The organism is Chitinophagales bacterium (genome assembly GCA_041392475.1).
Taxonomy (GTDB): domain Bacteria; phylum Bacteroidota; class Bacteroidia; order Chitinophagales; family UBA2359; genus JAUHXA01.
On the sequence record JAWKLZ010000001.1, the window covers coordinates 3,428,009 to 3,451,394 of the forward strand.

Consider the following 23,386-nt stretch of genomic DNA (forward strand, 5'->3'; position numbering starts at 1 on the left):
GACAACTCCCCTTTTTATGCAGAGTTTTAATCCTCACCAAAATGGATAATAGTCCGAACAGTCATCAATATCGATGATCTACGGAATGAGTATTGGTTTTAATCCTCACCAAAATGGATAATAGTCCGAACTGCATCGGAGGATGCATTGGAATGTGGGTTGTGATGTTTTAATCCTCACCAAAATGGATAATAGTCCGAACTGCTAACATCCGATACGCCTCCTTCTAAGGAGGATTGTTTTAATCCTCACCAAAATGGATAATAGTCCGAACTGGAAATGGTGGCAATAATAAGCTGCCTTGAGGCAGTGTTTTAATCCTCACCAAAATGGATAATAGTCCGAACGCCAAATACAAGTCACAGGGCTTGTTTGGCAAAACTGTTTTAATCCTCACCAAAATGGATAATAGTCCGAACTTTGCTTCTCTGCTGTGCTGGCGTTTCGGCCCAGAAGTTTTAATCCTCACCAAAATGGATAATAGTCCGAACGCCTTCTAGAAACCGTCACTCTGTACTTTAATGATGGGGTTTTAATCCTCACCAAAATGGATAATAGTCCGAACTTGAAGCATGACGGGGGGGGCACTCTTACAGAAAGGTTTTAATCCTCACCAAAATGGATAATAGTCCGAACCCTCAATTATATGTTTCTCATTAAATATCAATTAATTGCGTCATTTGTTTTTCCCGCAAAAATGCCCAAATTGACAATCTTCAAAATTTACCCCCTTTTACGCATTAAATGATAACTGTATCCAACTCTCCCAAAAGAGCATCTTTGTCATTGGGTTTTCCGCCCATAACCAACATTTTTTGAAGCTGCTTTTTGCCCACCTCCAAAACCAAAATCTGGTTTTTGGGATTTTGAGAAGTACTCACCTTATGATTGAGCCACTCCAAGAGCGTTTGTACTTGATACTCGTGCATCGTACCCAAAAATACAGAATATTGCACACGAAGCAAACCATTTTCAATTAATTTGTCAGCTATTTTTTTTCGCAGACCATCCTCTTCTATATCATAGCATATCAAATGCGCCATTACCGTATGTTTTTAGATTGATTCATCCTCAAAAAAATCTTCCTCCTCCACTTGATTTTCTCCACCTTCTTGACTTTTATCCAATAATCTCTTTGCAAACTCCCCTGCAAATCGGTGAATGTGATTTTTGATGCTCAATTCTTTGCCATTGAAGTCCTTCAAGTTCTTCTTCATCGCTTTGTTGAACAAGGGAATCCATACCGCCTTTCCAGCCTTAGCCAGAAAAATCCCTCCATCCTTTTCTTCAAAATGTGTTTTCATCAATGGATTCTTTAGACAGTATTCGATCAACAAGGCATCAATCCACGGACGAAAAGGCTCAATCATGTCATACACAAAAGTCGGTTTCCCAATCGCATCAGCGTGCAGCACTCCAAAATGAGCATCCAAACCCGCTGCAAAAATGGCACCCTCGACCACCGTATAGAGCATCCCATACAGGTAGTTCAGTACCGAATTGAAGTAGTCCAAAGCAGGTCTTCTGCTTCGTTTCGCAAATTGATATTCTTCAGGCAGACAAGCAGAAACGATTCGCCAATATTGATGCGCCATAGCCCCTTCCTGCCCCATCAATTGAAAGCGACATTCAGCAAGAACATGCCCGTTCCATTCCGATAGCTTATCGGTTTTTTCTTCAATATAGGCAATCACCTCCTCCAATAAATCTGCTTCCAAAAGTGTACTGTCCAATAGATACTTCAAGTTGGCTATTTGGTGCTTCGCTTTGGCACCAAATAGCTCAATAATCCATTGTGTACCCATTGTTTCAGAAGCCATCACTACCTGTTGTCGCCTAATCCTTGCCGACTGCTCAAAGTAGCGGCTTTGGGTTCGCAGCATAATTTTGCCATCACTCCCTGCAATAAACACAGGAATCTGAAACTCAGCCGAAAGCAACAGCGCATCCGAACTAATAGAGCAAGGTCGGGTAATCAAAATACTGCTTACCCGATGCGGACTAAACCGCACTTTTTTGTCCTTGCTCACCACTTGAAAACTCCCCCTCGACTTCTTCAAAAAAAGTCCATAAGTGTCTAAAACCAACTGCATAGGTTCTCATTTTTTTTTTGTCAAGCAAAATAAGGAAACTCCTTCCAACTAAAACTGTCATACACATCAGGCGGGTCGATTGCATTTTCATAGCGGTTCCGCAGCTTCAAAAACCGCTCAGAACGGTCGCCCAACACATAACCCACAAAAGCAATCTTCCCCTGAACCTGTTGTTGAAAACGAACCACCCATTTCGAGCCACTTTCTGCAAAGCGGTTTTGGCTTTCCATCACGATTTGCAGCCGTTCCAAATCCTTCTCTATGTTGTCCAACATCTCATCAGGCACCTCCACTTTCTGCCCCAACTTCAATCCCGTCACCTCCTTCACATCCTTCGGCCCAAACTGTTTCAGCTTGTTCTCATTGAGCATAAACCCATGACTACGAACAATGTCGTCAATCTCCCTTCGGTGTTGCTCTACAATCGGCACATTGCCCGAAAAACTCATATCATCCGCATAGCGGGTATAGGTCAGTCTATGTCGAAGCGCAAACTGCCACAACTCACCATCCAAAGCCACCGTCGCAAAATTGGACAACACAGGTGAAGTCGGTGCACCCATCGGCAATCTCCCCTGATGCGTACACAACTGCGCCATCAATTCAACCACCGCATCCTCACACCGAAAAGGAGGCTGATCAAACACCCTATACACATCTGCAATCTTGACATGATGGAAAAAGTCCTTCATATCCACATTCAGCAAACAGTCGTGTCCCAAGTGTCGCTCGGCATTTGTGATGATGTTTCGGGGGGCAGGGTCGTGTTTTTGGTTCACCATAAAACCATAAGCAGCAGGCGTTTTGGCATAGTAATAGACCGCTTGTAGAAAAACATTGAGGGTGCGCTGCACTGCTTTGAGAGGCGGTGCAGGGTCTTCAATCCAACGCTCAGAACCATCTTTTTTGGGGATGGTAAATACACGGTATTCAGGCTGCCCCGCCATCAACTGCAATTGATGCGCCTCAACACCCAACAATACTTCCAACTGCGACATCGTGCGAAGCCCCTGAATAATTTCGCTCCTTTTGGCGAGCTGTTTTTTACTCCAAAATTTCAGCATAGTCTATCCAATTTTTGCGTTAACGAGAAAAAAAACATCCTCACCGAAATGGATAAATTACTTGATTATAAACCCCATACATAGCCCTCGAATTAATTCTATCTGTGCCTTTAAGTTTTTGACAAGTTCTTGGAGCATGAAACAGGGATTTGACCCTTCTTGATTGTATTGGTTTCCGCATTGATTGTTTATATTACTTAAACCCACCCCTTACCCCTCCCAAGAGGGGAATTTCCCACTTGGTACAAGTATTCCCCTCCTTGGAGGGGCAGGGGTGGGTTGCGATTTATTCCTTTTTAATGTGAAGACCTATAGTAAAAAAAAGGGGAAAGAGGAGTTAAGAACAGATTGCTGTTTGAAGATGGAGCGAAGCGGAATCAAGTTTCAATCTGTTTAGCCTCTTTTTTCTTTTTTTGCGTGAAGCAATCAAGTCAGGTCTTGATTTTTGGTTCTTTTTATCAAGAAAAAGAACAGGCAAAAGTACCTACACCAATACAAGAAATAGTATTTATTTTTAAAGGCACACCTCGAATTAATTCGTTGGCTACGCATGGGAAGAGTAAATTCACAAAAAATCACTCCATCACCAAAATAAATAAATCAACAAAAATTCAAATAATACCTCCCCTCCGTGTGGAGGAGGTGGGGGAGGCATACCCCAAACTTATTTTTTCCCTCTCTGCTCCCTCACCCGATGCAGCACCCCAAACCCATGACTAACCGATTTGCCCAGCCCCAAACCACTCGGCAGCGACACATTCCCATCCCACTCCACATCAAAAGCCATCAAGTGAGAACGGTGGTAATCCACCTTCCGCACCCCATGAATCTTCCGCAGCCGCACCTCCAGCCTATCCTCCCACTGCCAAGCCACCGACTTCGCAAAACTCACAATGTGGTTCACCAGCACCCGTTCCAGCGTTTCGGCACGTTCCACCATGCCACCCATCCGCTTGTAGCGCAGATAATTCTCTTGATTCAGTGCCAACCACCTATTCAGCCGATACGTTTCCCGTTCTTTTGTCAGCCTCAAGTCCCATTCATTCGCATACAGGTCATCAATCGCCAACTTCACCCTTCGATCCCCGATTTGCACCTCCTTGCCCATATTCAGCAGCAGCGGTTGAAGAAAGTGCAGCCCTTCACCCACCGCATAGATGCTCGCCTTGCCCTGCCTTACCCGATATTGAATCACAGGGTAGCGGTAATAAAATCCCCCCTTGCCGTCCTCCTGATTGTTGTGATTGTGAAATTCCTCATACTCCCTCCCAATCAGCGACACCACCGCCCCCCGAAACTGCCCTATCTCCTTGTGCATCAGAGGCACATCAAAACCCAACGACATGTATTTAAGCGAATTGTCCATAACCCACATTCGTTTTAGACCCTGCGCCAAAATGCCGCAAGATGTTTTCAAACAAAGCCAATTTACTTGCTTTGTCCAAGCCCCCACTATCTTTGAGGTCAAACTGAAACCGAAAATGCACCTCAGGCAAAACCTTGATAAACGAAATCGGAATCGGATTTTTTAGCGCATCAGGCAGCCCATCACCCGACCTATTTTTGTGCGGAGTCACAAAATCCTCCCCCATCAAACAGCCCGCAGGAACCCTTTTGTCAGGACGAGCAGGATGTTCACTTTTCACCACAATCGCATCGTGAAACACATCCCGATTCCCCATCGAAATCTCTGCATAGCCTGCTTTTCCCTCCTCACTGTCCCTTGCCTCCTTCCCTTCAAAAATCGCATACTCCAACTGTACCACCTGTTCTTTATCAAAAGTCAGCCCCCTTTCACCCAGCAATTCCTGAATATATGCCAGTTTTTCACCCCCAATCTTCTCAAACTGTGCCGCCTTCAACAAATCCTCCGCCTTCGGGTTCGGCTTCCCTCTCAGTTCCTCCACCTTCGCATAAAAAGTAGCAGGAAAAGCCGACCGCAACAGCCCCTTCACCGACGACCCAGGAATCAAAGGCAGTCCCGTCGTATGGTCAAAGTAAAAACCAATCTTCACCTCTCCCAATTTGTTCGTTCCGTGATTGTAGCCACTGCCAATCAACAGACCGGGGTAAGTCGTTTTCAGTTCCACCACCTGCAAATCCTTCCCATACCGATACAAAGACTGCGTCGGCAATTGCTGCCGAAACAGTTTTTCGTTCATTTTCTGAAAGTGCCGTTCATTCCCTTCGTCCTTATCACCCGCCTTGAAATCAACGCCCTTGTAATAAGCCTTGTAAAACAGCCAACCTATATTTGAATTGTATTTGTTCATACTATTATTTTTTTAAGTCAGTAAACACTGAAATTTATCAATCTTTGGCAATATTGGTTCGGTAAGCGATTCCATTCTATTAGAGTAGGAGGGTTTTGTCTTTTCAACTGCCCTTATTTCTTGTAGTGGAAAAAGTGCCAAAATCCGTTAAGAACAAAATTTTGTTTGAGCGAAGCGAGTTTATTTTGTTTAGGATTTTGACACTTTTGGAGCGTTAAGCAAGAAATTCAGGCTTGATTTTTTGGTTCTTTTTTATCAAGAAAAAAGAACAGGCAAAAACACTCTACACCATCTGAGGAAAATCAATCTACAAATCCTTCAAATCAAAAGTCCGAATCGCCAATTTAATCGCAATCGCCGCAAGAGTGATTTGCTTCTGCAATTGCCTCAAATCCTTATTCACATCCGCATCCCACGCTATCGCATAATCCAACAATTTCACCTTGCCCTCTGCCGCCACCGTAGGCGCAATCACCTGCAAAATCGCCTTCAACAATTTAGGGCGGCTCTCCTTCGTGCGTTTGTTATCGTCCGAACCATAGCTGTAAAAAGCCAAAGTCGGCAACAAACCCATTTGAATAATACTTGCCCCCATCGAAGAAATGTAGCCATTGTAAGCCTTAGGCACACTGCCGTCTTTCTCCAAAACATCGTCCACCGCTTTCACCGCCTGCGGAATGAGTTTTTCTAATTTTTTTTTCATTGTATGATGATTTTTTGTTTCTTTATAAATTTAGCAGCATCGCTGCGGCTCTATTTGTAGAAATACAATTCAACTTCTTTTTCAAGGGGCGTAACCTCGGCTCCAATCATTTAGTTGTGCCAAAGCTACGCTCCTGTTAGGTTAATTTTCTGTATTGTTCTACAAATAGGAACAAGGCTAACGCCCTTTTGAAAATTTTCATTCCCTTCAAAGCTTCTTCAACTGACAATACCCATAGCCCACACTCGCATTTCCCCCAATCTGAGCATAGCCCTCCTTCTTCTCCAAAGTTTCCTCAAAAGCCGTATGTGCAGCAGGTTTGTACAAAAAGAAATAAAAGCGGCTCTCACGCGGCACAATCTCCTCATACCACAAATTGGTACTCACTCCATTCTCCAAATTGTTTCGAGCAATGACAGGTAAATCCTCACACAAGTCCTTGAAATCATCGTAGTGAAACAAAGCCAAATTATCCCCCAACAACTCCTGAATTAAATCATACCCTTCCCCTGTGTATTGTACCTCTTTCGCCTCCAAATCCTCCAATACCGCCTTGCCGTTATGTGCTTCAAAAAAAACAGGTTTGCCCTTCTCCACCTTATAATCCGCAAGATACTTCACCGCCGCCTTGTATTTGTCATACAAATCAGTCGCCCGATAGCGCTGCAAATCTTCCAAGAACTGCTTCAAAATAGTAGGAGAAGTCGCCCTAAAAAACGGTGCTACATCACTCCGAACAGGTAAGACCAATAAAGAAGCACTAAAGAAATTGTACTGCCCCGCACTGTTCGATTCATTCCCTTCCGCATCCTCTACTTTGTCACTCCCAAAAATATCGTTGATGTGCTTGTGGTTTTTGTCGCCCAAAACATGCCCAAACAACTCCCGCAAAGCCCCTTTCAAACTCGACGAATTAATGGTCGGCAATTTACTGACCACATCCTTTTGCACCCGTTTGTCAATGATACCATATTCAGCGTCCCCACTGCCTGCGTGCAAATTGCTAATGGCAGTAATCAAATACGTATCTGTTTTGTAATCTGATGATAATTGCATATCGTTTTGTTTTTTATGTTTTAAATTGTTTTTTAATCAAATCAAAATCTACCTCAACTCTCCTCTCTTGTCATTTTGGAAGAATTTTGTGGCTATACATACCGAAATTGGGCAAGGGTTAGATGTTGCCAAAAACACATGTCACTCTAAAATCTCTCAACCTCTGTGCCTCCGTTCCTCTGTGTTCAATCAAGCATCCAACACCTGATACTGATTGTACCCAATCTGCCGAAACTGCTCAAAACCCTTCAATACCTTCTCCACCTCATGCAGTTCACTTTTGTCGACATACAACACACTCCCTCGCTTCAACAAATTGTACTTTTCACTCAACTGTGGAATTTCCTCCTCATCAATATCCCAATCTCGTAAATTGTAGTATTTACTCGTCTTGTCGACCGAAGTTTGGATATACCGAAAAGGCGTAGTGTCGGTCAGCGCAAAATGACAGTGTTTAAAAATATCCTTCTCACCAATATAGGCATCACTCAACAGCACAATCCTTTGAGTAGTAGGCGCACTGCTATTGCTCAGTTCACCCGTCAAAACTTTTGGGTCAAACGCCAATGTTGTATCTGTCACCTTCTTTACCTCCATCCGAAAACCCGAACGTTCCGCCCCCATTTCCACAATCGTATCCAAACCATCTTTAAGTTTTTCCCCATCGCTCAAGGTCACATAGCAGCCAAAAGCAAAGGAATCCTTCAAAGTGTAGAAAGTCTGTTTGTAAAAAGCATTTTTTTCCGTATTGCCCGACAGGTTCTTTTTGATGCCGATTTGGGATTTTTCGACAAACATTTTCTTATTGGGTTCTTGCTGTATTTCCTTGTCCACACATTGCAGAAAATCCTTCAATCCCTTCTTTTCCGAAAAATTCAACCATTTATCTCCTTCTTTTTGCTTCAAACAAGGAATCTGTCCCTTGCTTTCCTTCATCAAAGAATGACCCTTCAATAAAGAAAAATGCCAACCTTGGTCTGCAGGAATTTGCAGGTAAATGCCCTCTTTGGAGTGTAAAAAAACAGGAGAAATAGCTTCAATGACCCCAAAATTCGCTCTGGATTTAGACTCCAATCGAAAACCCTTCTCTCCAATCAATGCGGTGATGTCAGCTTTAGTCGGTTTATCGGTCAATAACTGATCTTTGAATTGGTCTTCTAATAATTGGCTTTTGAATCGGTCTTCCAACAATCCATTTTGAATTAACAATTCCTTCCGCAACACCCCCAAAATGCTTGTCTGTTGAGGGTAGCGATTGGAGTGTACCAAATAATTGCTACCCGCTCCATCTGCTCCAAAAGTAACTTCTCCACCAAAAAAATACTTGTCCAGCGGAGTCAATCGTATAAAATAGCTTTGTTTATTCATCTTCGTTGCTTGCGTTTTGGTTTAAGAAATGAATCATTCGCAGAATGCCGTAAAGGGTTTTGATACAAGAGTCTACAAGGTCTGTCCACTCTTTTTCGTACTGCAATTCGTTTACATAAGCGGGTTTGACGGGTAGATTTTCGGCAAACAAAACCTTCAACAAACCCTTCACCCACCCGATATACGATTGCCCACCCGATGCCTTGTGTACCGCCTCATTGAAGAAGTTCGTGAAAAAAGAATCCACACGCTCTGGTTTGTCTGCAATCTCGTAGAGCAAGGCTTTGTTGTCCCTCAATTTGTAAGAGAGTGAACTCAGTTGGTCAATCTCAATTTGTTTTTGCGTTACCATTTGCATGAAAAACTCATAAGACGTTTTGGGCTTGTCTTCATCTTGCCGTTCCTTCGTTTTGTCCTTGTACAGTACCGCTTCAAAATAGCTCGTACTGTGTTTCGACACCCGAAAAGCCAGCGCATTTTTCTTTCCCTTTCTCCCTTCAAAACCCTTTGCCAATTTCTTCAACAAAACTTCCCTCGCCAATTTCTCTGCTTCAAATAGGGGAAACTTGTGGTAGGTCATCGACACTCCAAAAGAAAGCGTTGGAGTGACATCAAAGGTCATTTGGTTTTGCTGCATAAAATCCCGAATAAACCCATCAAAACATTCATCCAAAACCTCCACCAATTCAAAAATATTCCCTCTTTCGGCTCGAATCGGTGCAAAAAACAACAAATCATCTCCTCCCACATAAATCGGTTTGCCCGAAAAATCATTGATAATAGCTGCCGCTCTTTTGGAAAAATCAGACAAGGCACTGGAAAACAGGCGGTATTTCGCCAAATCTCCTCCAATTTTTCTAATAGCTGCCCCCACACTATCGCCATCCGCATGAACAATGCAAATGTATTTGTGGTGCTGTTTCAATTGTTTTTCCTTAGCCGTTTTGCCTTGATTGAAGGTTTTTTGAAGGGCTGAATAGAGGTGATCGCTTGTACTGGTTTTTCGACCTTTGTTTTTCTTTTTTGCCTCCTTTTCCTCTTTCTTTTCCGCCTCCGTTGCAGCCGTCAAAGCAGCCTCATATTCCTTTTTAGATTGCTCTCGTAGTCCTATCGTAGCAATGTCTCGAATACTCGGAAAACCTTCTTTCGATTCATCCCAAGTCGAACTTGGGTCAATTTGCAGGTGGGCATACGCTCCTTTTCCTTCTTCAAAAACCTTTTGGTACAATGTCTGGTGCTTCGGATTTTTTTCGTCTGCCTTCTTATCCGCTCCAATATGGATATTGCTTAGATAATACTCCAAGAAATTGGGAAGCGTTTTTTTACCTTCATCAAAGCGAACCGTTTTTTCATGGCTGATAATAGAAGTTTGGTTTTCGATTGCCTCCAATAGCGGGAATACCTTTGCAGCCACCGCACTGTCTTGTTCAATGTCCATCTCCACCTGAACCGCATATATTTGGAAGTGCCGCTTCAGAAAATCTTCGTAACCCGAAAAACCCTCCAAATACAATTTTATCCGCTTCTCCGTCAATAATTTTTTAGTCACAATGAGGATGAAATGGGCAACAATTTCTTGGATAATCTTCTCTTTTACCCGCTCAATCATCGCCTCCACTTCTCCAAATTTTTCATATTGTGTGCCTGTAACATCCACCACCATTCTATCGGGAAATACCCCCGCCCCATAATGAACATTGAAGGCACCCGATTGAATATCAGCCGCTTCTTGCGCTCCAATATAGGGGGTAATGAATCTTTCGTGGTCGCCTACCCCAATTTCTTCTATCAAACTCCGCATGATATAGGAAAACAAATAACTCGCTGCCCACAACTCTTTGGTACTGCGTGCCATACTGATGGTTCGGATGATGGGCCCAATGGTGATGCCTATGTATTTTTTTGTGTTGGTCATATTTATTGTTTTTTGAATTTTGTCAGACTACATTCTAGGGAATGTACAAATTGTTTCATAACAGTAACTCTAAGTTTATTGCTATCGTAATCATCCATCAAATTTTCATCAATATCTTCAATGGTATATTCTTTATAATTGGAGTCTTCTCCAAAATATTTGGAAGCTAATTCATTAAAATAGGTAGCAAATTCAAAAAGGAAATCTTCTGTATTAAAATCCGTAGCATCAGGTGTTTTTATATCTTCTGAAAGATTGCCTACACTTAACTTAAAATCTGAATCAATATTTAGTATTGCATTTGCCGATTTGGGAATAATCACTACGTACTTGCCCACTATTTTAAAAAAAATGGGAGAAGCGAATCTTTCTACCTCTTTATGAGTGTATTTTACGATACCGTTTCTGTTATTTTCTTTATCCTTGAATTCAACAGATTCGTTAATTCCTAAAACTGCTCGAACATATTTTTTTTCTAATCTATCATTTTGAGGTACTTTGAGTGCTCTAGGGAAAAGCTTTTCTTTAATCAATCGTTTTTCGTTACCAATCTTTTTATTCAAAAAATATTTGAATATGAACCCTTTGTGGTAGATGAAATTAGAGGAGTTTTTAAAATCAAAATTAATTCCGCCTTTCATCAATTTATATATCATATCAATATCACTATAAACCGATTGCTGTTTTTCCATATCTCTCTGAAAAAATACAAAAGCATTCGTATCTTCTCTAAGCACATTCAAAAAAGGCTTGTGATTTTCTTTGTCTTTTGGGTCTATATAAAAACTTCCAAAACCCTTCGTTTGCCGAGTTCCAAAATTGTGCGTTGCAATAAAATAAGCAAAGCGTTCGGACAACGTTTCTAATAATTCTTTTTTCAAACTAAAAAACTCAATTTCTACGCCTTCACACCACACAAAACACTTCCGTTCTTCTGTTCCTTCTACACCCATATTGCCAAAAAATAGAGGATGTTGATTCCACTTAGTATTTCCCCATTTATCTGTCGATTGTTTCTCGATTTCTTCTACTTTTTTTGATTGGCAATTGATTTTCACCTTATAATCAAACGCCTCCTTTCCATCAAAATCCTTTTGGGATTGTGTACCATTGAAGCCGACCAATAGGTGTTTGTAGCGGTCAAACTGATTGTTGAAAACCTCTTTTATTAAAAAGCGGTCGAGTTTGGGTTTCAATTCTGTCGCTCGAATTCCCGCCCCGACTTGTTCGTGTTGAAAGTGAATGAGGGGCGTGTGTTGTTTGAGTTTAAACGTTTTGGTGAAATTTGACATAGTATGTTGATTTTTTGGTTATTTGTTGTTTTGGAGGGAATCTACTCGGAACTTCAATACTTTTGTAGCTGACTTCAAAGAATCAACTTCTGATTCAGTAGATTGCAGTTTGTTCTTCAATAGCTTTATTTCTTCCGAATTTACATCTTTGACCACTTCTACTTTAGCCGTATCTGATTCGGGATTTCTCTCGTCTGCTGTTATTGGCTTCAAAAGAGGGTATATCAAAAATGCCATTGTAATCACAAACAGTAATAAAGAAGCGATAATTCTTGCCCATAGAAAATTCCCTTCTACATCCTCAAACCAGTTTTTGGCTTTGGATAGCCGTTCTCTAAAAGGAGTTTTTCCATTCATGACAAAAATAATGAGAAGCAAAATAGGAGTTGCGATAAAAGCTGCGGTCGCAACCCACAAACGGAATTTGTCAAATTCCATGACTTGCCCATCAAAAATATTCATTCCATAGTAGCCTGCAATAAAAGTAGGCAACAACAAAGCTGCTCCTAAAATGGTCAGTCGGTTGATGGCTTTGTTTTGTTTTTCTTGTTCTGATTGCCTTTTTTGGCTTTCAATCAAATCAGCATAATTGTGAAGCTCCGCTATTTCACGATCTAAATTTTGGGCATCTCGCCCTACATTCATAATGTTTTGCAGATGTGCATACATTTCTATGCCTTGTTCTTGAGCAGTTATCTCTCGAAAATATATTTTATTGATAAACTGAAGGTAGTTTTTGTACAGGTCTTTGATTTTTGCCCCTACTGTATTGTCTTCAATCGGAAGTGTGGAGATGTGTGATGCTTCATCCGAAAAATTCAAAATAGAAACCCGTTGCACCAAACACAACTCTGCAATTTTGTAGTAAATCGTCCGCAGATGTGTGACCAGAAAAGCAGCTTGATTTTGTTCATGATTTAGAGTCTCCAAAGTTCCCGTTAAGGACATCAAAGAGTACCTAGAAAAACCATATAAAGTATAATTTTCAATCCATCTGTCATACGTTTGATTCAATAAAAAATCTTCTTGCATCAACCTATTGCTCAATCCCTTACCTTTTCCATCCACAAAAACATATTTGTACCAAAAATCACTTGCATCTTTATCACTGATGTAGCCAAATGCTTTTGTAGGAATAGGATAAATCTTTCCAAATTTACTCAGCAAGGTTTGTTCTGTACGGTTGAAGAAATCTTTGGGATAGGCGCTTAATGCTTTTGACATGGTATCATTCCCATACCATCCGACCACAAACATCCTATCGTCCAAGATAGGTTTATAGTGAATCTTTGCTGGGTCAAGTGCCAAAATATTGGAAATATACGCAGGTAGTTGTATGCTTTTAGGAGGCTTATTTGCCTCATTGATAGCTTCTAAACTTCTATAGTGTTTTGAAAATTCATCGGAATAAGTCTCCCCATTGATGTTTACTTCAATCGCTGCTGCCAATTCACTTCTTTGAACACCTTCCAAAATATTCTTTGCATCCAAAAATGGCGGATAAAGTCTTCTCCCAAATTGATTGATACACAAAATGTCCTCTTTGGTAGAATTCTTATCGGTATTGACCAAATGAAAAGACAAAATGCCAATACCCGTTGTATAGACATTTAGTAGGAGTTCTTTGATGTGAAGGGTATAGGTTTTTGGCTCATTTTCCTTTTGATTGTTTGCTTCCCAATCTAGTTGAACCTTAATATTGAAGGTATCATTTTTGAAGTCTAAGTTTTTGAATTGAAAATGCCGAATAACATTCTCATTGCCCTCATAGTCGTACAATACATCTTGCACAAAGGGATAGAAATAATGAAACTCATTGAAGTCTTCAACTTCTGCAAACTTCTCATAAGGTTTTCGTTCCCAATTTTGATTCAATAAAGCATCAAATTCAGCTACATCCGTCTTTACCGAAAAATAATCTCCTTTTTCGGAAGATTTGAGCAGTTCCCATTTGAAGGGAAACAAAAAAATATGGTAGCTTACCCAATCAGAATGAGGAACGGACTGTTTGTTGTTCTTCTTCGCACCTGTATTTTCTTGTTTTTCAGTATTTATAATTTCGTCATTATCAGATATGTTTTTCATGCTAAGTATTTGGTTTTTAAGATTTTCAATAAAAAAAGGTGAATTATACCAACTCGCTTATTTCCTGTATTTTCTTCTTCAATTCTGATTTGTCGAACATTCCGTTGGCAAATCCAAAAAAGCCTGCATCTCCACCACCATTGTACGCCTTACCCGTTTTGATTAAATGGGAATAGTGGGCAATCAATTTATCAACATTCACTCCATAATAAGTCAAACTATAGTCATTGTAAACAATCAATTTCACCACTTCCAAACGGTCTGTCACAGGTGAAAAACGCTCACTTTGGGTATAAGCAATTGCTATACCTTTCTGCCATTGAAGGTTAGACACAGCTTCTTTTCCCCAAAGTTCATCCTGTTCGGTGACACCTTGTGCTGCCCTGTCTTTCTGGCGAATAAATATAATATCTGATTCACTTGCGCCCAATGCCCGCATTGCAGGGATATAGCCCTTGTCATTGGCTGCTACTAACTGCTGGTAATAGGAAAGTTGAATGCCGAGTAGTTCGGCTATCTGTTCAATAGAAGCCAACTCATTGGCTCGCTCATTGTGGTGATCAATAGAAATGTAGTTATTTGGACAGGGTATATCTTCCTGTAATTCTATGCCCACCAATATTTTAGAAGAATCAAAAAGCTCTTTGTATGCGCTTAATTTAGCCCCCCACGTCAGCTTTTTATCAATGTAAGGAAGTTCATTTCTTTCCAGAATTTGGATAATTTCCAACATTTCTAAATCATGTCCTCCTATCAAAAACAAACAATCTCGTGGAGATTTCACTTAAATTTGTAGCTTAATATAAAACATTAAAATGCTTATTACTTAGGCTAAAGTAAATGATTTTTTGGGGAAAAACAAAAAAAATTAAAAAATCTTATTAAGCATATAAAATATTCACACTCACAACATCAAAGCACCTCTCCACAATACTTACAATACTCGGCATCTACATCATGCCCCGAACGTTCACAATTTCCGCACCGCAATTCGCTTTTAGGGTTGGTAGATTTTGTAATCGTTAGCTCCTCAAGTGTATGGGTAATTTCGTGAATTTCATCTTTTAACTCCGTTCTCACATCTTCTTGTGCTTGAGCCAATTCAACCGATACAATTCCCGTTGGAACAGCAATGATGGCATAACCCAAAATCATCAAAACAGCTGCCAAAAACTGTCCCAAAGTAGTTGCAGGTGCAATATCACCGTATCCCACTGTTGTAATCGTCACAATTGCCCAATAAACGCTTCTCGGAATACTGTCAAAACCACTATTTGCCCTACTTTCTACCAAGTACATAATGGCCCCAATAACTGTTACCGCTGTCAATACGGCAATCAAAAAAACAGTAATCTTCACCCGACTGGCCTGCAAGGCACGAATCAATATTTGCGACTCACCCAAATACCGCCCCAACTTAAACACCCTGAATATTCGCAACAATCGCAACGCTCGAACCACCAAAAAATAATGCGCTCCTACTAAAATCAAACTCAAATAACTCGGCAGAATCGCCATAAAATCCACAATTCCAAAAAAACTAGTCATGTATTGAAGCGGGCGGCGAACAACATACAATCGTACCAAGTATTCAACAGTAAAAATAATGGTCAAAAACCACTCTATCACCACAAAAATATGATGATACTTTTGGTTCAGATCCTCCACACTTTCTAACATTACCAAAATAATACTCAACACAATCAATACCAACAAAACAACATCAAAGGCCTTACCCGCAGGAGTATCTGTCCCAAAGATGATGTGGTACAGTTCTTCTCGTTTTTTATGGTTTGATCGAAATATCTTGGACATGTTTGTGCGACGGTGTTTGAATAAGAAATAGAAGTAAAGCTAAGGAATGAAAATCTGATTGTAACGTTTTGCTGTGATAATAAAAAAGCCACTGAAAAAGCTTATGTTTAAAGTACGAACCAAACAAGTGCAAATTCAATGGCATCTCAAATTAACAAAAATTGTACGATTGTATTACCGATTTTGGAAAATAAATACGATTCATTTTTAAACGACCCAAAAATAGCTCGCCAAATAATTAGCGAAATATGGGCAACAAGCCCCGAGTTATTTCCTGCACAAATGACTAAAGGTTATGTGCTTAACGGCAAAACTCGGCCGTCGAAAAAAATGAATATCCAAATGCGAAAAATAAAAGTAGCGGGACAAAATTATCAAATACGCCCAAGTTTCATTCTGCCTTATTGCAGAGCGAAGACGTATATAGCTTCTAAAGGCTTGTTCTTAAAGCGGTTCGGTGTTCCTTTCTGGGCATTGGCATTTGCTTTTGGATACAATGCGATGTGGTGGTACCGCCTCTATAATTGTTTTAGTGATTATAGCATTGTAGGCACAACCATCCATGACCCAGAAAAATTACCTTCCGATATTTTAGCAGATGAACACCATGTAAAAATACAAGGTAAAAAAGCTTATGTGGCTACAACTGTGGGACAAAACTGTTTTTTAGGTATGGAAGTTTCTTCTGGCGCAGATGCGGATTCTTTGGAAGAAGCTTATGGTGTATTCAAACAAGAAGCAGAGGATGTGTCATCTGACTACCAACCTAATACAGTAAATACAGATGGGTGGACAGCTACACAGAACGCATGGCAAAAACTCTATCCAAATATTCAAGTCATTGAATGTTTCTTACACGCCTTTCTAAAAATTAGAGACAGAGCTACAAAAAAGATTCAAGACTATTTCAATACAGCAGCAGATAAGGTGTGGAAGGCTTATCGAACTACTTCAAAAAGACAATTCGCACAACATATAAGAAGGCTTCGGGAATGGACAGCTAAGAATGTGCCTTCCTGCCCCATGAAAGATAATATTCTTAAACTCTGTAAAAAGAAAAACAAGTGGTTAGCACATTTTGACTTTCCCAAAGCACACAAAACCTCCAACATGATAGATAGATCCATGAGGGCAATGAATAGACATGCCAACAACTCCCAAATGTTTCATGGAGATATACTTAGCACTACTCATAATTTCAGAGCTTTTGCCCTTCTTCATAATTTTTCACCCTCTTGTTTACAGGCTTGGGATGAATCAGCTGTCTTAATCAGTCCTGCGGCAAGACTCAACGGATTTGTCTATCATCATGACTGGTTACAGAATTTGTTAATCGCGGCTTCGTTAGGAGGATATCGAAATCACAGCAATCCGTTATAATCAGGAAAATTAAAATAGCAATTAAAATTAAAAACCATCCTCATAATCAGGGTATTTGAAATATTAGATTTTAGATGAAAGATGAAAGACATAAGACGAAGGACTTTAAATGATTGACATCTCCAAATTTAATTGCAAATATATTTAAAATTAAATTAATTCATAAACAAACAATTATTTTTTTTCCCAAAATCCAATTGAAATATATTGAACTATGCACGAAAGAAGCAAACTCCCGTCCATCGTCAGTCGTCCACCGTCTAAATCTACCTCATAAACAGCAATTCACGATACTTAGGAAGCGTCCAGTATTCATCTGCTACCAAGAGTTCTAATTTTGCAGCAGACTTTCGCATGGTATCAAAATGAGGTTTCACCTCATCACAATAAACCTTTGCGCTCTCTGCAATATCCTCTTTGGCATCCGCCTCTTGATAACTTTTGACGAGTGATTGCTGAGCAGCAGCCAATGCTGCAATGTGCTTCGAAATCTCTTCAATAACCCGCAAGCTCTCTTCAAAATGTGCCTTTGGCAGACCCACATCCATACCCAACTTCACATTTTGCAGCAATACATTTTGGTATTTCACTGCCACAGGAATCACCTGATTTTGAATCATTTCACTAATCGTACGAGATTCTACATACAGTTTGTTTTTGTAAATCCCCTGCCATACCTCATAGCGTGCTTGCAATTCACGCTGGGTATAAATACCATTGGCTACCAGAACTTTCTGTGCATCCTCCGTCTTAAAAAAATCAAAAGCATAAGGCGTTTTTTTCACATTAGACAATCCTCTTTTAGCTGCTTCTATTTCCCATTCTTTACTATACGTATCCCCTTCAAATAAAATTCTTTTCGATTGACTCACATACCGCCGCAATACCCGTAAAATAGCCCCATCTCTTTTCTCCTTGTCTTTTTGCACCAAGCCATTCACATCCTTCAAAAAAGTTCGGAGTTGATACCCCAGCAAAGTATTCAGTATCGTAGTAGGACGGGCGCAATTGGCAGAAGAACCCACCACCCTCAGTTCAAACTTATTGCCCGTATAAGCAAAAGGAGCAGTACGGTTTTGATCCGTATTGTCAATCAACAAGTCGGGAATTTGTTTGTGAATCTCAACCTTCAAATCTTCTTTGGCATATTCATCCAAGCCCCCGATTTTCACTTTCTTTTCAAAATCATCCAATATTTTTTGAAGCGTTTCACCAATAAACAAAGAGATAATGGCAGGAGGAGCTTCGTGTAAACCCAATCGATCTTCATTACCCGCAGTAGCAATTGCAGCCCGCAACAAGTCGGGATAGTCATTGACCACTTTGATGACATTGATGAAAAATGTTAAAAATTGCAGATTGGTTTTGGGCGTTTTTGCAGGAGAAAAAAGATTCAAACCCGTATCTGTATGCAAAGACCAGTTGAGGTGTTTACCCGATCCATTCATATCTTCATAAGGTTTTTCATGAAATAAAACCTGCAAATGATGCCGCCGAGCAACCCTTGCCATGATATCCATCAAAAGCTGATTGTGATCTACTGCCACATTGGCGTGGGTGAAACTAGTGGCACACTCAAACTGTGAAGGAGCAGCTTCATTGTGTCGGGTATTAATCGGAATCCCTACCTTATACGCCTCAGCTTCAAAATCAATCATGTAAGCATATACTCTATCTGCAATTGCGCCAAAATAATGATTGCTTCGCTCCTTGTCTCTCGGTGAACGTCGCCCCAAAAGTGTTCGACCAGTAGCCATCAAATCGGGACGAGCATTGTAAAGATCTGAGTCGACTAAAAAATACTCCTGCTCCCAACCCAAAAAAGTACTGACCTTTTTCACACTTTTATTGAATAAATGACAGACATCTATCGCTGCTTGCTCCAAAAATGCTAAAGATTTCAATAAAGGAGCTTTGTAGTCCAATGATTCACCTGTATATGACACAAAAATCGTTGGAATACACAAGGTTTTACCACTCCCAACGGTCATAATAAAAGCAGGAGAGGAAGGATCCCAAGCGGTGTATCCTCTTGCTTCAAAAGTAGCCCGCAAACCACCAGAAGGGAAATTTGCCCCATCAGGTCCTTGCTGTACCAATTCCTTGCCGCTAAAGGTTTCAATACCTCGGTGGGCTTCAATTGGAGAGAAAAAAGCATCGTGTTTTTCAGCAGTATTGCCTGTAAGTGGCTGAAACCAATGACAATAAGAAGTAGATCCCTTCTCGATTGCCCATGTTTTCATCGCCAATGCTACTTGGTCTGCAATTTCTCTGCTTATTTTTCCTCCTTCTTCGACTGATTCTAAAATATGGTCAAAAGTAGCTGCGGATAAGTACTTTCGCATTACTTCAATGGTGAATACATTGCTAGCAAAATAATCAGAAATTTTTTCGGAAGGCAAAGCGACCTTCATTGCAGGTCGGTTAAATGCTTGTTTTACGGCTTCAAATCGCATTTCAGAATATTGTTTGTTTGTAGAATATAAGTACAAAGGTAAACCATCCATAGGAATGAAAATTAAAAAGACGATGAAAAATAAAAAATCGCTTTGTAGTCGTTCGCCATCTATAGGAAAAGTCTTTAGAAAATATTTTTCAGAAAAATTTGCGTATTTTTTTGATGAAAAACAAAAATTATCTTAATTTTGCGATAAATTAAATCAACAAAACACGTTTTTATTGATTTATTGGCAAAAAAAATGAAAAATTTTATTTCAACATAATAATAAATTCATGACAGCTTTCAAGTTTGAGTACATTTGGCAAGATGGTTACGAGCCAGAAGCAAATCTTAGAAGTAAAACAAAAATTTTGAACCTTGATTCATACGATGGTTCAGTAGATGTACTACCCGAATGGGGTTTTGATGGTAGTTCTACACTACAAGCAGAAGGACATTTTTCTGACTGTTTGTTAAAACCTGTGGCAGTTTATCCAGATCCACAGCGCAAAAATGCCTATTTGGTGATTGCAGAAGTTTATAATCCAGATGGCACTGTTCACCCTTCTAACGCTCGTGCAGCATTGAGTGACGAGGATGAGTACTGGTTTGGTTTTGAGCAAGAATATGTCTTGTTGGATGGCAACAAACCTGTTGGATTTCCAGAAGATGGTTATCCTGGCCCACAAGGTCCCTACTATTGTGCCGTAGGTAATGGCAATGTGGCTGCTCGTCAGATGGTTGAAGAACATTTGGATGCTTGTTTGGAAGCAGGCTTGGGCATCACAGGTATCAATGCTGAGGTATTGTTGGGGCAATGGGAATTTCAATGTTTTGGCAAAGGAGCCAAGAAAGCATCTGATGATGTGATTTGCGCTCGGTACTTGCTGTATAGAATTTCGGAAGAATACGGTTTGACCGTAGAATTGCATCCAAAACCTGTGAAAGGTGATTGGAATGGTTCAGGTATGCACTGCAATTTCTCTAATGAAGCCATTCGTTCAGTAGGTGGAAAGGCAATGATTGAAGCAGTTTGTGAAGCGTTCCGTCCTGTCATCAAAGAACACATTGCAGTATATGGATCGAGCAACGAACAACGGTTAACCGGTAAACACGAAACACAAAGCATTCACCAATTTAGCTACGGTGTGAGTGATAGGGGGGCATCTATCCGTATTCCTATGGGATTGCCAGCCAATGACTGGAAAGGTTATTTGGAAGATCGCCGCCCTGCATCAAACGCTGATCCTTATAAAGTAAGCGGTCGTATCATCGAAACATTGAAGTCCGTAGATTACAGTGCTTTCGCAACAAATGGCGTATTGGAAGAAGCAACTGCTTGAGTTTGGTTAGGCATTAATTAAAAAATAGTATGGGCTGCAAGATATTGAAGGTAATTAACTTTTGATGTTTTGCAGCCTTTTTTTATTCGTATTGGTAGGTTTCTAAATCCTAAACAAATCGTCCAACCTCAACTCTTGACCAATCAATTCCATGCTGTATTCATTGATAGTCAAGCCAAAAGTTGTGAGCATTACGATAGACAGTTGCTTGTGGGTTTTAGTAACAGATTTAAAAATACGGCGTTTGTTTCTTAGATTTTCCGCATACGTTTTGCTGATAGCATAAGGCTCATTGTAGAATTTGATTTCGATGAGATTGATTACCTCGTCTTTTCTATCAATCAGTAAATCTATTTGAGTGCCTTTCTCTTCCGCCGTTCCTTTGTAATGAAAAGATGAAGAAAGGGAGTATATGCCTGCAATATCTAAGGATTTTTTGATTTGTGGAATATGTTTAAGACACACATTTTCAAAAGCATACCCACTCCAAATTTTATACAACTGCGTCTGGCTCAGGTGATGCCAAATATGCTGCCCTTCATATTCTTGACCTTCAATAAATTTCAAATAAAACAAAGAATATTCATCTGTCAATCGGTAGGACTTCTGTTTTTTCTTTTTACCAAAAGGACGGTAAGACGAAATAAAACCCGAATGATTTAGTTCATCTAACACTCTTGACAAATTTCCTCCTTCTGCAATACCTGATAATTGACTGATTTCCTTGCGGTTCAAACCCTGCCATTTGGTTGCCAAAGCCCGTATCACAGCGATATGCTTTTCCGCATTGGCAAACAAAGCGGGGTAAAGCCTCAAAAATTCATGCTTCAACCGAGCATTCTTGACAAAACAAATTTGATTGATGTTTTGAGCTGCACTCTTTCCATTCTTGACTTCTTTTAGATAGTGGGGAATCCCACCCAATGCCATATATATTTGAGCAATTTGATACCTATCAAGTTGAATTTTTCTTGCCTTCAAATACTCTTCTGTTTCCAATAAGGTAAAGGGATACAAGTGAATTTGTTTGGTAATTCGGTTGTGTAAACCTCCTTTATCATTTACCACTTTTTGTATCATCCATGAAGCAGCCGAACCACAAATAACTACTACAATAGACTGTTTGACTGCCCAGCTGTTCCAGAAATAACTCAAGCCATTTAGAAAGCCCGATTTATGTGTCGCCAACCACGGAAGTTCATCTAAGAAAACCACTTTTTTCTCCGTTGTCTTCACTTGTTTCAAATAGGCAATCAACAACGCAAATGCTTGCAGCCAACTTGTAGGAGTTTTCAAAGGTGGGACATTTCCATAGGCTGCTGCCAATTGAAGCATAAAATTCTCCAATTGGTCTTTTTTCGAGGCATTTTGTATGCCTGTTACTTCAAAAGCAATATTTTTTTTGTAAACAGAGTCAATCAAATAGGTTTTACCAACACGCCTTCGCCCAATAACTGCTACCAATTCAGATTCATAAGATTGAAGTGCTTCAACTAAAATAGCTGTTTCCTCTTTTCTTCCAATAAACAAGTTTTCCATATTGGGGATTTTTAATGGAAATGAAGATACGATTTTTCCAAAGATAAATACAATATCTGTGGAAAAATGTAGGGTTAAAAGGTGCGATTTTTCCAAAGATACCAACCTTATCCGTGGAAAAATCTCATAATTCTGCCCACTCGTCAATCGTCCACCATCAATCGTAGAACCCCTTTCCCGACTTCTTGCCATGATGCCCCGCCTCCACTTTCTGCCGTTGGATTCGACTCGGACGAAAACGGGGTTCGTTGTAAAAAGACGCATACATGGATTCTGAAACGGCATGATTCACGTCTATTCCAATCAAATCCATCAACTTAAAAGGTCCCATCCGAAAACCAGACGACTCTAACAGTGCGTCAATCGTTTCGATGTCAGCCACTTGTTCCTCCAAAATTTTGAGACTTTCGAGGTAAAAAGAACGGGCAACTCGATTGACAATAAATCCTGGCGCATCTTTGGCGATTACCGCCTTTTTACCCATTTTCTCCGCCAAAGCCTTGACCGTTTCTGCAATGTCGGGCTGGGTTGCTGCACCTAAAATCACTTCAACGAGCTTCATGATGTGGGGAGGATTGAAAAAGTGCATTCCAACAACTCGCTCAGGATGTGGAATTTGAGCGGCAATGCGGGTAATAGGAATCGAAGAAGTATTGCTTGCAAAAATGGTTTGGGGTGAATTGATGGCTGCCAAATCTTGGAAAACCTTGACCTTGACCTCCAATTTTTCGACTATGGCTTCAAGGATAAAATCGGCTTTCAAGTCTTGAAAATTGGTGCTTGTGTGGAGGTTTTGCAGCGTTGCTTCCTTTGCTTCAATGCTCATTTTCCCCCTTTTGATGGCACCGTCCATGTTTTTGGCAATCGTTTGTATTCCTTTCACCAAGGCATCTTCGTTGATGTCAAACAAAATAGTCTTATATCCTGCCATTGCAGCCAATTGTGCAATACCTGCTCCCATCGTGCCTGCGCCAATGATGGCTATTTTTTGAATCGTATCTATCACAGATTTGTATTTTT

The 23,386-nt window shown here is 40.3% G+C and carries 18 protein-coding genes and 1 CRISPR repeat array (1 of these 19 only partly in view); of the genes, 2 read left to right on the plus strand and 16 right to left on the minus strand.

The window, feature by feature from the left end; genetic code table 11:
• A CRISPR array of direct repeats spans positions 1–636; the repeat unit is 36 nt; unit sequence GTTTTAATCCTCACCAAAATGGATAATAGTCCGAAC; it begins 486 nt to the left of the window's first position.
• A 104-nt stretch (positions 637–740) separates the two neighbouring features.
• From cas2 to R3E32_12895, 13 genes are all read right to left on the minus strand, one after another.
• Positions 741–1,043 (minus strand): CRISPR-associated endonuclease Cas2, encoded by a 303-nt coding sequence (gene cas2 / locus R3E32_12835; protein ID MEZ4885611.1) that lies wholly within the window; start codon positions 1,041–1,043, stop codon positions 741–743.
• Positions 1,044–1,055: 12 nt separating this feature from the next.
• A complete protein-coding gene (cas1, locus tag R3E32_12840) occupies positions 1,056–2,093 on the minus strand; it encodes a CRISPR-associated endonuclease Cas1 (GenBank protein ID MEZ4885612.1) in 1,038 nt (345 codons plus the stop codon).
• 20 nt (positions 2,094–2,113) lie between these two features.
• Positions 2,114–3,157, minus strand: a complete 1,044-nt coding sequence (locus R3E32_12845; protein MEZ4885613.1) for a reverse transcriptase family protein — start codon at positions 3,155–3,157, stop codon at positions 2,114–2,116.
• Between the two features lie 664 nt (positions 3,158–3,821).
• Positions 3,822–4,523: a CRISPR-associated endonuclease Cas6 gene (locus tag R3E32_12850; protein MEZ4885614.1), complete on the minus strand. Its 702-nt coding sequence runs from the start codon at positions 4,521–4,523 to the stop codon at positions 3,822–3,824.
• On the minus strand, positions 4,507–5,430 hold the full coding sequence (cmr6, locus tag R3E32_12855; protein ID MEZ4885615.1) for a type III-B CRISPR module RAMP protein Cmr6: 924 nt from the start codon (positions 5,428–5,430) through the stop codon (positions 4,507–4,509). Before cmr6 ends, R3E32_12850 begins: the two co-directional genes overlap by 17 nt.
• Before the next feature lie 307 nt (positions 5,431–5,737).
• Entirely contained in the window at positions 5,738–6,133 is a 396-nt protein-coding gene (locus R3E32_12860; protein MEZ4885616.1) for a type III-B CRISPR module-associated protein Cmr5, read from the minus strand.
• Between the two features lie 207 nt (positions 6,134–6,340).
• Positions 6,341–7,189: a type III-B CRISPR module RAMP protein Cmr4 gene (gene cmr4 / locus R3E32_12865; GenBank protein MEZ4885617.1), complete on the minus strand. Its 849-nt coding sequence runs from the start codon at positions 7,187–7,189 to the stop codon at positions 6,341–6,343.
• 189 nt (positions 7,190–7,378) lie between these two features.
• On the minus strand, positions 7,379–8,557 hold the full coding sequence (locus tag R3E32_12870; protein MEZ4885618.1) for a type III-B CRISPR module-associated Cmr3 family protein: 1,179 nt from the start codon (positions 8,555–8,557) through the stop codon (positions 7,379–7,381).
• Complete coding sequence (locus R3E32_12875; protein MEZ4885619.1) at positions 8,550–10,472, minus strand: type III-B CRISPR-associated protein Cas10/Cmr2; 1,923 nt, start codon at positions 10,470–10,472, stop codon at positions 8,550–8,552. Before R3E32_12875 ends, R3E32_12870 begins: the two co-directional genes overlap by 8 nt.
• A 2-nt stretch (positions 10,473–10,474) precedes the next feature.
• Positions 10,475–11,764: a hypothetical protein gene (locus tag R3E32_12880; protein MEZ4885620.1), complete on the minus strand. Its 1,290-nt coding sequence runs from the start codon at positions 11,762–11,764 to the stop codon at positions 10,475–10,477.
• An 18-nt stretch (positions 11,765–11,782) separates the two neighbouring features.
• On the minus strand, positions 11,783–13,849 hold the full coding sequence (locus tag R3E32_12885) for a CorA family divalent cation transporter (GenBank protein MEZ4885621.1): 2,067 nt from the start codon (positions 13,847–13,849) through the stop codon (positions 11,783–11,785).
• A 43-nt stretch (positions 13,850–13,892) separates the two neighbouring features.
• A complete protein-coding gene (locus R3E32_12890; GenBank protein ID MEZ4885622.1) occupies positions 13,893–14,633 on the minus strand; it encodes a hypothetical protein in 741 nt (246 codons plus the stop codon).
• 128 nt (positions 14,634–14,761) lie between these two features.
• Positions 14,762–15,664, minus strand: a complete 903-nt coding sequence (locus tag R3E32_12895; protein ID MEZ4885623.1) for an ion transporter — start codon at positions 15,662–15,664, stop codon at positions 14,762–14,764.
• A 138-nt stretch (positions 15,665–15,802) separates the two neighbouring features.
• On the opposite strand from R3E32_12895, the gene R3E32_12900 reads away from it, so the two are divergent.
• Entirely contained in the window at positions 15,803–17,044 is a 1,242-nt protein-coding gene (locus tag R3E32_12900; GenBank protein MEZ4885624.1) for a hypothetical protein, read from the plus strand.
• Between the two features lie 266 nt (positions 17,045–17,310).
• Here the strand turns inward: R3E32_12900 and R3E32_12905 are convergent, their stop codons facing one another.
• The gene (locus R3E32_12905; GenBank protein ID MEZ4885625.1) at positions 17,311–19,500 is read right to left on the minus strand and encodes a glutamine synthetase III; all 2,190 of its coding nucleotides are present in this window, start codon (positions 19,498–19,500) and stop codon (positions 17,311–17,313) included.
• Between the two features lie 277 nt (positions 19,501–19,777).
• On the opposite strand from R3E32_12905, the gene R3E32_12910 reads away from it, so the two are divergent.
• Positions 19,778–20,827, plus strand: a complete 1,050-nt coding sequence (locus tag R3E32_12910; protein ID MEZ4885626.1) for a glutamine synthetase beta-grasp domain-containing protein — start codon at positions 19,778–19,780, stop codon at positions 20,825–20,827.
• 102 nt (positions 20,828–20,929) lie between these two features.
• Here R3E32_12910 and R3E32_12915 read toward each other — a convergent pair whose 3' ends face one another.
• Together R3E32_12915 and R3E32_12920 are read right to left on the minus strand one after the other, a co-directional pair.
• Complete coding sequence (locus R3E32_12915; protein ID MEZ4885627.1) at positions 20,930–22,630, minus strand: ATP-binding protein; 1,701 nt, start codon at positions 22,628–22,630, stop codon at positions 20,930–20,932.
• Positions 22,524–23,372, minus strand: coding sequence for a 3-hydroxyacyl-CoA dehydrogenase NAD-binding domain-containing protein (locus tag R3E32_12920; protein ID MEZ4885628.1), 849 nt, complete (start codon positions 23,370–23,372; stop codon positions 22,524–22,526). Before R3E32_12920 ends, R3E32_12915 begins: the two co-directional genes overlap by 107 nt.
• Positions 23,373–23,386: the final 14 nt, after the last annotated feature.